The 12,770-nt window shown below is 38.0% G+C and carries 21 protein-coding genes; 7 read left to right on the plus strand and 14 right to left on the minus strand.

The genetic code is table 11. The annotated features are described in order from the left end of the window. Nucleotides 1-6 precede the first annotated feature (6 nt). A complete protein-coding gene (locus HX129_RS03825; protein WP_286433870.1) occupies nucleotides 7-1,683 on the minus strand; it encodes a terminase large subunit in 1,677 nt (558 codons plus the stop codon). Nucleotides 1,684-1,784: 101 nt separating this feature from the next. Continuing rightward, nucleotides 1,785-2,438 (minus strand): hypothetical protein, encoded by a 654-nt coding sequence (locus HX129_RS03830; protein WP_286433869.1) that lies wholly within the window; start codon nucleotides 2,436-2,438, stop codon nucleotides 1,785-1,787. 121 nt (nucleotides 2,439-2,559) lie between these two features. On the opposite strand from HX129_RS03830, the gene HX129_RS03835 reads away from it, so the two are divergent. Continuing rightward, entirely contained in the window at nucleotides 2,560-2,727 is a 168-nt protein-coding gene (locus HX129_RS03835; protein ID WP_286433868.1) for a hypothetical protein, read from the plus strand. A gap of 24 nt (nucleotides 2,728-2,751) precedes the next feature. Here the strand turns inward: HX129_RS03835 and HX129_RS03840 are convergent, their stop codons facing one another. The 12 genes from HX129_RS03840 to HX129_RS03895 form a co-directional block, all read right to left on the minus strand. Then, nucleotides 2,752-3,420, minus strand: a complete 669-nt coding sequence (locus tag HX129_RS03840) for a phage antirepressor N-terminal domain-containing protein (protein WP_286433867.1) — start codon at nucleotides 3,418-3,420, stop codon at nucleotides 2,752-2,754. Nucleotides 3,421-3,698: 278 nt separating this feature from the next. Then, nucleotides 3,699-4,157 (minus strand): hypothetical protein, encoded by a 459-nt coding sequence (locus tag HX129_RS03845; protein WP_286433866.1) that lies wholly within the window; start codon nucleotides 4,155-4,157, stop codon nucleotides 3,699-3,701. Nucleotides 4,158-4,180: 23 nt separating this feature from the next. Next, a complete protein-coding gene (locus HX129_RS03850) occupies nucleotides 4,181-4,570 on the minus strand; it encodes a DUF1064 domain-containing protein (protein ID WP_286433865.1) in 390 nt (129 codons plus the stop codon). A 94-nt stretch (nucleotides 4,571-4,664) separates the two neighbouring features. Further along, nucleotides 4,665-5,417, minus strand: a complete 753-nt coding sequence (locus tag HX129_RS03855) for an ATP-binding protein (RefSeq protein WP_286436009.1) — start codon at nucleotides 5,415-5,417, stop codon at nucleotides 4,665-4,667. Then, nucleotides 5,414-6,322 carry a DUF1376 domain-containing protein gene (locus tag HX129_RS03860; protein ID WP_286436010.1) on the minus strand — a complete coding sequence of 303 codons (909 nt, stop codon included), beginning with the start codon at nucleotides 6,320-6,322 and terminating at the stop codon, nucleotides 5,414-5,416. The genes HX129_RS03855 and HX129_RS03860 overlap by 4 nt, the downstream gene beginning before the upstream one ends. A 6-nt stretch (nucleotides 6,323-6,328) precedes the next feature. Continuing rightward, nucleotides 6,329-6,634, minus strand: coding sequence for a Y16D family protein (locus tag HX129_RS03865; protein WP_286436011.1), 306 nt, complete (start codon nucleotides 6,632-6,634; stop codon nucleotides 6,329-6,331). Further along, the gene (locus HX129_RS03870; protein ID WP_010112832.1) at nucleotides 6,631-6,888 is read right to left on the minus strand and encodes a hypothetical protein; all 258 of its coding nucleotides are present in this window, start codon (nucleotides 6,886-6,888) and stop codon (nucleotides 6,631-6,633) included. The genes HX129_RS03865 and HX129_RS03870 overlap by 4 nt, the downstream gene beginning before the upstream one ends. Then, nucleotides 6,885-7,400: a hypothetical protein gene (locus HX129_RS03875; RefSeq protein ID WP_120364410.1), complete on the minus strand. Its 516-nt coding sequence runs from the start codon at nucleotides 7,398-7,400 to the stop codon at nucleotides 6,885-6,887. Before HX129_RS03875 ends, HX129_RS03870 begins: the two co-directional genes overlap by 4 nt. Beyond that, entirely contained in the window at nucleotides 7,397-7,564 is a 168-nt protein-coding gene (locus tag HX129_RS03880) for a hypothetical protein (protein ID WP_286436012.1), read from the minus strand. The genes HX129_RS03875 and HX129_RS03880 overlap by 4 nt, the downstream gene beginning before the upstream one ends. Continuing rightward, a complete protein-coding gene (locus tag HX129_RS03885) occupies nucleotides 7,561-7,842 on the minus strand; it encodes a hypothetical protein (RefSeq protein ID WP_286436013.1) in 282 nt (93 codons plus the stop codon). Before HX129_RS03885 ends, HX129_RS03880 begins: the two co-directional genes overlap by 4 nt. Before the next feature lie 2 nt (nucleotides 7,843-7,844). After that, nucleotides 7,845-8,177 carry a hypothetical protein gene (locus HX129_RS03890; protein ID WP_286436014.1) on the minus strand — a complete coding sequence of 111 codons (333 nt, stop codon included), beginning with the start codon at nucleotides 8,175-8,177 and terminating at the stop codon, nucleotides 7,845-7,847. A 14-nt stretch (nucleotides 8,178-8,191) separates the two neighbouring features. Next, entirely contained in the window at nucleotides 8,192-8,428 is a 237-nt protein-coding gene (locus tag HX129_RS03895; RefSeq protein ID WP_130073511.1) for a transcriptional regulator, read from the minus strand. A 1-nt stretch (nucleotide 8,429) separates the two neighbouring features. Between HX129_RS03895 and HX129_RS03900 the strand changes: the two genes are divergently transcribed. The 6 genes from HX129_RS03900 (at nucleotide 8,430) to HX129_RS03925 (ending at nucleotide 12,742) form a co-directional block, all read left to right on the plus strand. Beyond that, a complete protein-coding gene (locus HX129_RS03900) occupies nucleotides 8,430-9,227 on the plus strand; it encodes a S24 family peptidase (protein ID WP_286436015.1) in 798 nt (265 codons plus the stop codon). Between the two features lie 15 nt (nucleotides 9,228-9,242). Beyond that, nucleotides 9,243-9,893: a zinc-ribbon domain-containing protein gene (locus HX129_RS03905; RefSeq protein ID WP_286436016.1), complete on the plus strand. Its 651-nt coding sequence runs from the start codon at nucleotides 9,243-9,245 to the stop codon at nucleotides 9,891-9,893. Nucleotides 9,894-10,106: 213 nt separating this feature from the next. Beyond that, nucleotides 10,107-10,454, plus strand: coding sequence for a hypothetical protein (locus HX129_RS03910; protein WP_286433857.1), 348 nt, complete (start codon nucleotides 10,107-10,109; stop codon nucleotides 10,452-10,454). Beyond that, a complete protein-coding gene (locus HX129_RS03915; RefSeq protein ID WP_286436017.1) occupies nucleotides 10,451-10,729 on the plus strand; it encodes a hypothetical protein in 279 nt (92 codons plus the stop codon). Before HX129_RS03910 ends, HX129_RS03915 begins: the two co-directional genes overlap by 4 nt. A gap of 1 nt (nucleotide 10,730) precedes the next feature. Further along, nucleotides 10,731-11,720: a YqaJ viral recombinase family nuclease gene (locus HX129_RS03920; protein ID WP_286436018.1), complete on the plus strand. Its 990-nt coding sequence runs from the start codon at nucleotides 10,731-10,733 to the stop codon at nucleotides 11,718-11,720. Between the two features lie 11 nt (nucleotides 11,721-11,731). Continuing rightward, nucleotides 11,732-12,742, plus strand: a complete 1,011-nt coding sequence (locus tag HX129_RS03925; RefSeq protein WP_286436019.1) for a RecT family recombinase — start codon at nucleotides 11,732-11,734, stop codon at nucleotides 12,740-12,742. Nucleotides 12,743-12,770: the final 28 nt, after the last annotated feature.

The following is a 12,770-nucleotide window of genomic DNA, read 5'->3' on the forward strand; positions in this document are numbered from 1 at the left end:
GTATTTTTACACTAACCGCCAGTCTGTCGGCTCATCTTGATATGTCTCTCTGTACATATCATCATGTGGATTGTCTGAATCACCAAAACCTACAGCTTTACTTTGGGTATAGACGTAATCACCAAGCAACCCTGCATCTTTAGCCTGTGCCCATTGTCTAAGTGCATCTGCTCCTTCTGAACAACCATTAGATTTATCAGGCTGATCAATAAACATATTGGCTTGATGATTAAACTTCTTCTTATAGCCTTCGATCCGTTCAATACCCAGTTTGCATCTTTCCTCATCAAACCAAGCATTCTTTAAATGTCGACGAGTCTGTTGAATACCTGTTGTGAGTAACGTAATCCGTGGAATAACTTCAAAATTATGACCAGGTAATAATTCCTCAAGCATTTCTAATACTGACTTGTTGTAATCGCCGAGCCTTTGATGTGCTGCATCGTGCGGTAAATAGTGGGTATGGTAAATATAAGGCTTGTCTTTGATCAGCTTTGCGTAAAAGCGTAGGTCTTTAAAATGATCCTCATCATAATCAATGAAACGATCTTGGTTATTTAGCATCTGCTCGTACCAGATAGCACAACCATCATGATTACCAATATCCCAAAAAGTATTTACAGGAATATCCAAAACTTCAATTTGAGTGATACCACCACGTTTACGCAACTCAAGCATGTCGTTTGCGTAGTAGTTCCCTTCTGTACTGACCTGAAATGCTTCATCAGGAAATGAGGGATACTCTTGCCACATCAAAGCTTGATCACCAGATAGATCATTATCACGTGTCGATACATACCAAGCACGTTGATCAGGATCAATCTTGATTCGTTTGCCCAAGTTTTTAGACACAACGATTTCAATATGATCAAAAATATTGTGGTCTTTTTTGGTAATAATCACATTAGATGAATCAATACGGTACTTCGGTTCTTCCCACCAACCATAAAAATGCAATCTAAAGTCTTTTGGCGTGAGCTTTTTACGTGACGCAAAGTTCTTCTGTGCAATCTGAACCTTATCAAAGAAGTCGCCACCACGACCTTCAGCAGTCGATTCAATGACACAAATACCAGTTGTTGGAACTGCTGGTAATGAACCGGTACGAACTTCTTTCGCTTTACCTGGTGACTGAGCACAGATTTTTCCATACTCAGAAATCAGTAAGCGGTGCATGGTACCGCCACGGAATGATGTGGCCACTGAAATTTTAGAACCATTATGGGCGAATTCCATCTCAGTTCCATTATTGGTTTTGAGTGGAAAGCGTTCTAATATTTCAGGTGGTAAGTTATCGTACGCAAATTTAATCTTATCGCTAAAAATATCACCAACAGTTTCAAGGTTCTGTGCAATAACACCGCAATGCTGATTAGCATTAAACAAGGCATGATCAAGCCACAATATACAAATCAATGTAGTGAAACCCAACTGACGCGCTTTTAAAATAATATTGCGGTACCACAACCGATTTAAAAATTTCTTCTGTGCATCATTAGGCTGGAACGGTAATTCAAATGTTGGGGCTTCTTCTACTTGCCCTAACTCATTTACAAAGTCATCACCTTTAATTTTGATCTTATATAAACAGCCACTAAAAATACGCCAAACAGGGTCTGCCAAGCAGCGTTCAAGCTCCTCGGCATTTGTCGGTAGTGGCTGTAAGTTAGTGTTATAAATCAATTTATACTCCATTTTGCACAATATTGGTGCATTTTTGAAGCGTGTACGTGAATGAAATTGTTTTGATGTGGGTGATTAGTCGTTTCATTTACGTACATGCACTAATATTCAGGATCATCGGCAATTGGTTTAAATGCAGAACTATTTCCAGTGCTTACTCGTTCAAGTAATGCGGTCAGTGCATCGACAGGTTTATTGTTCTCATCATCAAGTCCAAACGCTTGACGTTCTAATCCAATCAATGTTTTGAGTGTGTCGCTTAAATCTTTCATAGACTTCACACGACCAGGCATTGAGATGATCTTCATGTAAAGGTCATTTACTTTGTCATTGCCTTTATCATCAGGTGACCACATAAGCTCACCCAACATTTCCAACAATTTGACATTCTCTTGACCGACCATCATTTCAAGCTCATCAAAAAGACTCATAGCAATCTTGCGTGAACGTTGAATATCCTTACGATGTGCTAATCGAACTGACGCTACTTCATTGGCGCTCGCATCAATAGTGTCTTTTTCTGAAATGGTCGTTTTCGTGCGCACACTGCTGCGCACACTCTCCTTGCGCACAATGTCATCTGCTTTAGCTTTAATTTTTTCAGATAGATCACGAACCCATTCGTATTGCTTTGCTCTACGTCTAATGCCTGATTCTGCAATATCATGCTCACCTGCAATTTGACGTAGAGACTTAATACCTGCTCGATAATCAAGTTCGATCTTTTCCCAATCAATTACTTTTTTTTCAGTCATGACCACTCAACCTCATATTGGTTTAATGATCATATTTTTAGATGGGGAGGTCTAACCTTAGAGGGGTATTGATATTTTTATGGTTGTTGGGTAGGTTGAGATTTTTTAAGGGGAATTAAAAATGACTAGAACAACTAAGCTAAGGATTATTTGCGGATTAATTCTTTTATTTAATCTATGGCTGATTGGAAACTACAATATTCAAGGATTACCTGTATTTATCTTAACTTTTGGTTTTGCTGTTGTATTTGAGATGTTGATTACTAGAAAATTTAAGAATAAAGAGTAGCCACCTCTCGGTGGCTACTCTTACTTAAGCCTGACAATTAAACCAATTTGGTTTCACTTCAAACCGCCGACCATTCGATAGTGCAACATTGCGACAATAAATATCAATGGTTGGCTCGCCTGCATTATTTTTAAAATCAAACTGCCATGCAATTTGTCTTGCCAATTCATTACTAGCAACAAGATGTTGGGCATAAGTCATAAAAGTACGATTATCAATAAGACTGACAGCATCACACAGCTTTTTCATCTCATGGTTGGTGACAATCACTTGCTCAACAAAGTCTTGTAATATTTCCATAATATCCAATTTAGGTTTAAGACTATTTGGATATACTTCCGCAACTTTAGGCATGAAATGATTGTATAGAACATCAAAACATTCTAACTGATACTTGATGAGTGTTGGTTTAATTTCAGGCTTTACACGGTTTACATCAATGCCCATTAACCAACCATTTAAATAACCAATGGGCAAACATACAACTTGGCGATTTTTACCATCTTTAGCAACCATGTCCATCATGGACATGGTCGTATTTAAGATATGATTGCGTTGAATTTTTTTATATTGTGCTTCCCATTGCAAACCAATATTTTCACAAATAGGCTTCATTGCTACATAAGGTTTGTTGTTGTGGAAAAATACAGGGATTTCTTGTTTATTAAATTTGATAATTTGATTTGCATTCATGGTGAATACTCCTAGTGATACAGGGAATTTTCCACCACCAAAACGACGCCAATCATTAGGGTGGCAGGATATGCAGAATTGGCGTACCAGTCACTAGGTTCTGGTGTATCTTTCGATACTTCCACATATCCCACCATAACAGGCAAGACTGTGCTAAAGGCGTAAAAAAACCGCATTAGCGGTATTTACATACCTAGTGAAATCATTGGACGCCAATCCAAGCACCCGATTTTGCGGATGCACAATAACGATATAATTATTTTCAATACTTGTCAAATTCACAACAACTCCCTCTGTTTCCCTACATCAAGTAAATCCCCTACTTGCTTCGATAATTTACGCACTTGACCTGAAACTTCACTCTGAAGTATTGCCATATGATGGCCCATTTCAATATTTGCATATTGCATTGCTTCAGCAACCATCAAGTTTCCAAGGTTACGAGCTTCACGGGGTGTAAGCGTTAAAACCTCGTCATCACCAATTTCAATTTTAATTGTCCCATCAGGTAAAACCATCTTAGACATCAAACGTGCTACACGATGCTTAGGGGCTGGAATGAATACACCACGCTGTACACGGATAATCTGACCACTATCAACCAAATAACTTAAACGATCATCAACGATAGATAATTTTAAGCCCGTCAATTGTGACAAAGTTTCTCTAGTAACGATCTGCTCTTGATTATGTAAATCCTCAATGGCTTCAAGGATTGTTTCAGCGTTAGACTTCATTGTCATACTCCCCTAAATCGTTCTCAAACTTCAACTACGTCAATATTGTGAATTAACTTCATCAATTTACGTTTGATGATGTAATCCGCAGTTTTATGACCTTTGGCATCTTCACAGATGAACTGATCATCTTTGGTCCAATAAACAAAGTCTGCTATGTAATCTGTGCCACGTACTTTCTCACCACAAATTTTCTGTGCTGGTATCAGGTTATATCGAACCTGAGTCTGTAAATCCTTGATCTCACCTGCACGCTGTAAGACCTTTAAATCATTTAAACGACGATATTCATGCTGTGAATCAGCAACTTTTTCACCATCAACAATAACTTTATGATTCCCATACTTTGGCTGTTTAGGTTTGTTATCACGTTGGTGAACAAGTCTTTTAATTTGAGATGGTGATAAATTCATTCATGACTACCTAAATATAAAAATGCATGATTCTGCGGTTTAGAATGAATACTCAGGTAACAACACAGAAAAATTAAAATATAAATAAAAAATCTCATTGCATATGCCCTTGCTGTATACGCTGATCTAACCAATTGCACTCCACTACGGTTAAACCATCATGCTGGAAACGTGACCACAACCGATCCCCTAAATCATCTTTTAATTTTTTTAATGTGAAATTTGAAATCAACATGGTTGGTTTTTTACTGTCGTATCGCTTAGTTAAAACCTTATGCACAAGCTCTGTACGTTTTTCACGATCATGCAATCCATATTCGTCAATAATCAATAAATCATATTGAGCAAATTCATAAATTACGGCTTCTTCGGATTGATCTTTCGAATCTCTATCCCAAGCATTCATAATTCGTTGTGCAATTTCTTCGCTTGTGATGTAACGAGCTTTAAGCCCTTTTTTCAAAAGATTTTTTGCAGTTGCACATGCAAGATGTGTCTTACCTGTGCCTGTAGAGCCAACCATGATGAAGTTAGAACATTGTTTTTCAGAAATACGTTGTGCGTAGTTCGCACATTGATTCAATGCATTGGCTTGACCCTGTGTACGAGTTTGATAATTTGAGAATGCTGAATATGCATGACGATCTGGAAGCATTGCACCTGCAATATGCTTTTCAAAAACTGCTTTATTTGTCTCAGCCTGTTGTTTGGATTTTTCAGCTGCTAAAAATTCATTTGCACACATAGGACAAATCAAGTTGCCACCAGCTAAGATTTTTTGAGTTTTATGTAAGCCACAAACTTCATTTGATTTAACAAAAGCATTGAATTGATAATGTGCGTTCATTCCATGCCCTCAGGTAATTTGACCGTGCCGTAAAATGGCTGGTCGTCCATAGGTTGATCTTTCCAGGCATCATTGACGTTCAACCCTGTTGATCGATTAGTGCTCTGTTTTGTTTTAACGTTGGGTTTTTCAGGTGGTGTCAATGGTGTTTGCTGTCGTCGTTCAACCCATTGAACAAGTTTTCCAAGAACTTGGTTTTTAACCATCTGGTTTCTATGGCCATACTCATTCTGTAAATCATCCAGAAGCTTATTCAAATCATTCTGAGTAATTTCTTTCAAACCACGGAGCTTGATTCGTGTATTCACAGTGTCTAAATCAAATAAAAAACGATCATCGCCTTTTGAATTTTCATCGTGCAAATTTTGCTCGTGCGTTATAGAGATATTATTAATAGATGAAGGTGACGATGACGGGCATTCCTCAAGCATACTTTTAGCATCATCTAAGCATTGCTTATGCATTGCTTGAGGATATGCATTAGCATTGCTAAGGTCATGCTTGTTAGATGCATTAGTATTGCTAGAGTTGTGCTCTGTATTTACATTGTCTTGAGATTTATTCCAACGTGCTTCGGCTGCTTTCTTTGCACGTTCAGCTTTTGCGGTCTTATTACTTTCAGCTTGGGTTTTCAAATTATCTAAATATTCAGAACGAATTTCTTCATCATAAACATTCAATAAATTTGCACGAATAAGTACATCTTTTAATGCTTTTGCTTTTGATAAAGAAAGACGAGTAATGCTTGCAATAATATTGTTATCATTTGGAATGGCTCCATTACGCCAGTAATCCATTAACACCAAAAATGACGCACCGATTTGCTCGGTGGTCATTCGTGTAGTTTTAGCCAGCATGTCGCCAATATAGACAGGCATCCAAATATCAACTTCTTGATTACTCATAACACCTCACCACAAATCTTCACTACATAACCCAAGGTGAGAAAATTCCATCTCACCTAAGGCTATTAGCTCTAATTGGTTTGCAGTCCATTCTTGTTGGCCACATTCAACTGCATGTAAAAAAGCTTGTGGTCGTGTATAGAACTTCCCATTTTCACAATAGAAACCCTGATGTGCAGATTTCCCCCATTGATTTTGAATATCTGGTACCAAGCCAAGTGACAGAATGATATTGGTACAATCCGCATGACGATTAGGTTTTGGTAGGGCGACCATAAGATCGCCAGCTTTTACAGCAACTCCGATAATCATGCTGCCACCTTTTTTTCATGACTTGAACGGACTTTATTCACACCTTTAACATGATGTGGTCTATAAACACGGTCATAGCAGCCTTTACATGCTGATTCTGGTCGAAATGTAATGGTTCCATCCTTTAACTTTGATTTCACCATGAACCAAAACTCTGAATCTGTAGGCCAATATTCATCACAGTGCTTACAAAGTTTTTCTTTCCCTAGTTCAGTAAAGATATACATAGGTTTTTTAGCTTCATTTGATTTCATGCTGCTACTCCCTTATGTTTCTTCACATGCTGTGCCCAGCCTTTGCATGGTTTCATGCGCTTACGATCTGTAGCGGATGGACTATGCAAATTCTCAATATCTTTATGGCAATAAAAAACTGCATCCGACTCCAAGGCATGAGCTAAGTCAGATTGAGTAGAAAGACAATGATTTGCTAAAGTACCGCAGCGATAAGCACATGATTCGCATAGAACATCTTGATTAGGAGCCTTTTGCGCCAAGATCAATCCATTCAAAGCACCATGAAAACTAGGTGAAATAAGCTTATCTATTGCGTATGGGTGCATATCGCCAGTGGTGACAAGATGTAAATACAATGTTTCATCACATGATTGGGCATAATTCACAGCAACATTTAAAACATTGCCAAGTAAATTAAGTAATTCATCATGTGATTTTGCTGAAAACTTATCCTTGATTGCCTGTAAGCGTTCAGCTTCAGGCAATTGGATAATGTCTGTTAGGGCGAGAATTGAGGTGTTGTCAATCATGCTGTCACCTCATTCGCTTTTTGTTTTTCTTCACGCTGTTTGAACACACACTCAGCATGAATCAAACGAAATCCTTTAGCGTTTTGACGCTTTTCAAAATGCCCTGCACCTTTTGCAACGAAGTGCGTACAGTAATAGCAATAACCACTGAAGCGATTTCTCATCCCTGCACCTCCACCACTGCACCGCCATGCTCATGTAAGCAAATCTGCACACCGTTTGGGCAGGTACAGTATTTTTTAGAGATTACGCAATAAGCCATTTCAGCCGACTTATCTTCTCCATCAGCAGCTAAATCAATACCAATGAAATACGCACTATCTGGTGCAACACCCAATTCAAACTCACGTTTTTCAATTTGTTGAATCAAGCAATGCGTACATTGTTCCCCATCAAATTCTGGACATTTGCCCTTACACAGATGTTCTGTTAAATTACTCATGTTCATTTTCCTGAATGATTATGAATTGCTGTACTAGAAGCTCGATCTTGACCATCGGGCTTTTTTAATGTCTGCCAAAAACGTTTCAAATTTCTGCATACATTCATAAATACACTCGTAGACGTTGTATTCTTTGATTTTTCTATGTGCTCAGATGATGATTGACCTGTCTCCAGTTCGATCTTTTTATCTATGGCATCTCTTAACCATTTCGCACGATCACTACCTTGGCTTATCGCCAATTCATCAATGATCTCTTGGACTTCCAGCGGTACACGTGTTGACATGGGTGCCAACAGTTTTTTGCTGAATACAAACATTATTTTTGTTTCCATAAGATTTCCTTTTTTCACGCCATCTTCATTTTGATTTGGCGAACATATTCCCAGTTAATATCTGGACGTAACTCTTCAGCCTTAACCTTACCTTGAGTAAATTCTTCAATGGCTTCACATCGGTCTTCTGGGATTTTTTCAATATTCCATTTTGAAACTGCCCAAGGGGTTAAACCGATACCTCTAGCAAGGGCAGCTGAGGAACCTGCAAATTTCACAGCTTTATCAAAAGCCTCATGGGGGGATGACATAATGACACCATTAAAACTACTTAAAGTAGAATATAATATACTACCTAAAATAGAATTGGTACAACAAAAAATTAATAGTAAAATTCTACTAAGGGTAGAAAACAGGCTTAAACCAGTGAAAGACGCGAAACATATTGAGTTTGCTAATCGATTAAAAAAATTAATGGATGCTGATGGCTCACCTATAACAACAGTGAATCAACTAAAAGATGCTATTAATGTGACTTATGAGATGGCGAGACGTTACACACTAGGAACAGCCAAGCCTCGTGAAGATAAATTAAAAGAATTGGCAGATAAATTTTCTGTTGATATTAGTTATTTAGACCACGGTTTTACTCTTGACAATAATGTGGTGCCTATCGTTTCCAAATTATTACCCGTGCTCTCTTGGGTTCAAGCAGGCGAAATGACATCTGTTGAAGAAATAGATCCGTCTGAAATTAAAGAATGGTTACCACAACTCAGCAATGATGATCCAAGTGGTTGTTTCTATTTAAAAGTTGTCGGTGTGAGCAATGCACCATACTATATAGATGGTGACTATATTCTTATTAATCCTCATTTTTCTGTTTCAGACCTACTTTCAGAAGATTTAATTGTTGTACGAAATAATACTGATGCAACATTTAAAAAATTAGTCATAGAAAGTGATGATCGTAAATACTTACAAGCACTTAATCCAAACTTCCAACCCAATATCATTGAGTTTGAAGAAGGGATGGAATTAGTTGGATTAGTGATTGATGCATTCAGACCACTGGGGGGATCAAGACCAAAGCGAGTAAGAAAGATTTAACTATGGAGAATAAAAATGTTCTGCAATCAATGTGGTCAAAAAAACAACGATAATGCAAAATTTTGTAGTGGGTGTGGAAATAAGTTAGAAAACCAAGATGCCCAAAACATCCAAATAAAACCATTACAACCAAATAAAAAGCTTAGTTTATTCAGACGTGTATGGTTGACTTCTCTATTTATAATATCACTTGTCATGCTTCTTGGTGTTTTACCTTATCAAATCATTTCAGGTGATTTTGAGTTTATTTATATATCTGGAATACTTTTATGGGGTGCAGCTTGCCATTATTCATATACACAAATTTTCTCAAAAAAATCAATAACTGAAGCTTTTAATGCTCTCGATGAAGCTGAGCCATGGTTCATTAAGCAAGATATTAAAGTGTCATCTATACAATTTAGTTCCTACAATGATCCTTATCTTATGAAGAATCCAGAATCAACTCTAATTGTCGCAACTGCCAAGAATAATGGGGGTGATCATGTTGGGTTTGCTATAGAAGTTAAGTCAGGATATGGTGTCTTATCAAGCTTAATTATTGAACCATATGGTATAGCAACACATCACAAAAAGGCAGCTCGTATAGCACATCAACATGGAAAAAATCTTATTGATGTTTTGAACCATATGGCAATAGAGCATAGAATAAATCACGTAAAGTAAATAAATCAAAAGTGCTAAATAATTTTTGATGCTCTACACCCGCTACAGCGGGTTTTCTTTTGTCTACAAAACACAAAACTACTTTAAGTAGAATTAATTTTCTATTTTCTATTGACAATTTTTCTACTTAAAGTAGTATTTATTTCACCAACAAACAAAAAAAGCCCCAACACTTGCAGGCGACGGGACTTTTACTCATAGAGTGAAATAAGTATGACTTTATTCAAACAGCATTACAAGACCCTCATGGTCTCAATTGGATTTTCTGCAATCCTTGCCACAGCTTGGGCATTGGAGCCAACATCTCAGGAGCTGCCTGTAAACATCCATCCGAGCAAGTACGAAGTGTTGACCTACTTTCCAAATTGCACAGGCTTCTGCCCTGCTCAGCTTAAAGGTGATGATCTAACTATCAATCTTGATTATCAAATCGTTGATGGTTCTGTTCAGCAAATTGATAGTGTTTCAGTTTTTAAAAACTCGAAAGAGTTAAACAACATCTACCTTGATCGTTCGGAGTACGAAAGGATCAGTATAGCAATTGTTGGGGGTGTGAAGTGAACATCTCTCTACCTCTTTCATTGCTTGCGACACACAAAGAATGCACAGGCTACGGTGAATTTTTATATCGCCAAGTTGGTGACACGGTCCAAAAATGGAATGGTGCGTCTTGGGTTGATTTAGACATTCGTTGTTCAGCTCAGGATTTCTTAAAAAATATGCAGAAAGTGACTGAAAAAAATCAATATTCAAGTCGCACATATTATCCAACAGCTATTTACGACAATCCGATTTACCCGCGCAAAAACGTCGTGGGTGCGTATCAAGGAGATTGATATGAACACTCAAGTTAATCGTGACCAATTTCTTGCAGGTCGTAAAAAAGGTATCGGTGGTTCAGACGTTGCTGCAATCCTTGGTTTTAGCCCATACAAATCACCATACCAATTGTGGTTAGACAAAACAGGTCGTAATGAGCGTAAAGAATCACAAAATGAGTCTGCACATTTCGGCAACCTACTTGAAGATGTTGTAGCAAAAGAGTTTTCTCGTCGCTCAGGTATGAAAGTTCAACGTGTTACTCAGCAACTTTCTTTAGAAAATATTGGTGAGCCGTGGGCTATCGGTAACATTGACCGTGCTGTTGTAAATCCTAAAATCGCAGGTCGTGTTTATTTCGATAAAGAAGGCAAGTTGACAACCGACCAAGGCTTGGAATGTAAAACAGCTTCTGAATATCTTTCTAAATTATTCGGTGAAGAAGGTTCAGACCAAATTCCAGATTATTACCTTACTCAGTGCCTTTGGTACATGAAACTTACAGGCTTCCAAGTATGGCACCTTGCCGTTCTTATTGGTGGTAATAAGTTCCGCATGTATCGCATTGAACGTGATGATGACTTGATTGATTCAATTTTTCGTCAAGTTAAAGCATTTTGGTTCAACCATGTCATTGCTGATGTACCACCTGATCCTACTTGTTTTGATGATGTTTTACATCGTTGGTCAAATCATGTTGTGGGTAAACAAGTCGAAGCTGACTTAAAGCACATCAAATTGGCTGACGAGCTGATCACTGTTCAGAATCGCCAAAAAGCGGACAAGGCACGTGAAGATGAAATCAAGTTAAAGATTGTCTCAACGATGCAGGATGCGGAAATGATGATTAGCCAAGGCATGACTATCTGCACCTACAAAGAACAATCCTCTACTCGTATCGACAGTACGCTGTTGAAAAAAGAACAACCTGAATTATTCACAAAATACAGCAAAACCTCCAGCACCCGAGTTTTCCGTATTTCAAACAAATTTAAAGAAACAGTTTAAGGAATTTTATTATGAACGCATTAACAACCCCACAAAATGGTCAGATTGCCCACTTAACTGCTTTTGATATCATGATGAATCCTGAAATTATGGATCGTTTTGAGCGTATTGCAAGTGTCATGGCTTCATCAAAATTTGCAGTGCCGAAACATCTTCAGGGCAATACTGGAGATTGTTTAGCCATCATTATGCAATCAGCACAGTGGCAAATGGACCCTTTTGCTGTAGCTCAAAAAACTCATCAAATTAATGGTGTATTGGGGTATGAAGCGCAACTTGTGAATGCTGTGATTACCAATCGTGCACCTATCACAGGTCGTTTAAATTTTGAATGGTATGGCGATTGGGCAAAGATCAACGGCAAGGAAGATAAATCATGGGATAAAGGCATTAAAGTCTGGGGAACATTAAAGGGTGAAACTTCTCCACGTGAAATTGATATTTCTATGGGACAAGTAGGTTCAGTACGCAATTCACCTTTATGGGTAAGTGATCCACGCCAACAACTTGCGTATCTTGCTATTAAACGTTGGTCACGCTTATATACACCCGATGTAATTCTAGGTGTTTATACCCCAGATGAAATTGCTGAACGTGAAGAACTTGATGTTACCCCAGTTCAATCAACGGTAAAAAAACATCAAGGTTCGAGTGGGCTTAAAGCTCAGATGGCTGAACGTGAACAGTCTCAAGAAACTGTTATTGATATGGTACCTGAATTCAATACATCAGCCCTTTTAGCTCAAATTACTGAAACTCAAACATTGGAGGAATTAAAAGCACTCGCTGCGACATTTCCAACCAATTTAGGTGAACCAGCACAAATAGATATTAAAAATGCCTATGGATGGCAGAAATATTACCTGCAATTAATTGTAGATCTTGAAGATGCGGCTGATGTTGAAACAATCAATATTGTCATGGGTGAACGTTTCGAGCCAAACAGTTCCAACCTATCTGATGCTCAAATCGACAATATTAATTCAATCTACGAACGTAAAGCTGCTGAATTAACAGCATAACTTTGGCATGTGGTGCCCTCACACATGA

The organism is Acinetobacter sp. 251-1, from assembly GCF_030329305.1.
GTDB lineage: Bacteria > Pseudomonadota > Gammaproteobacteria > Pseudomonadales > Moraxellaceae > Acinetobacter > Acinetobacter piscicola_A.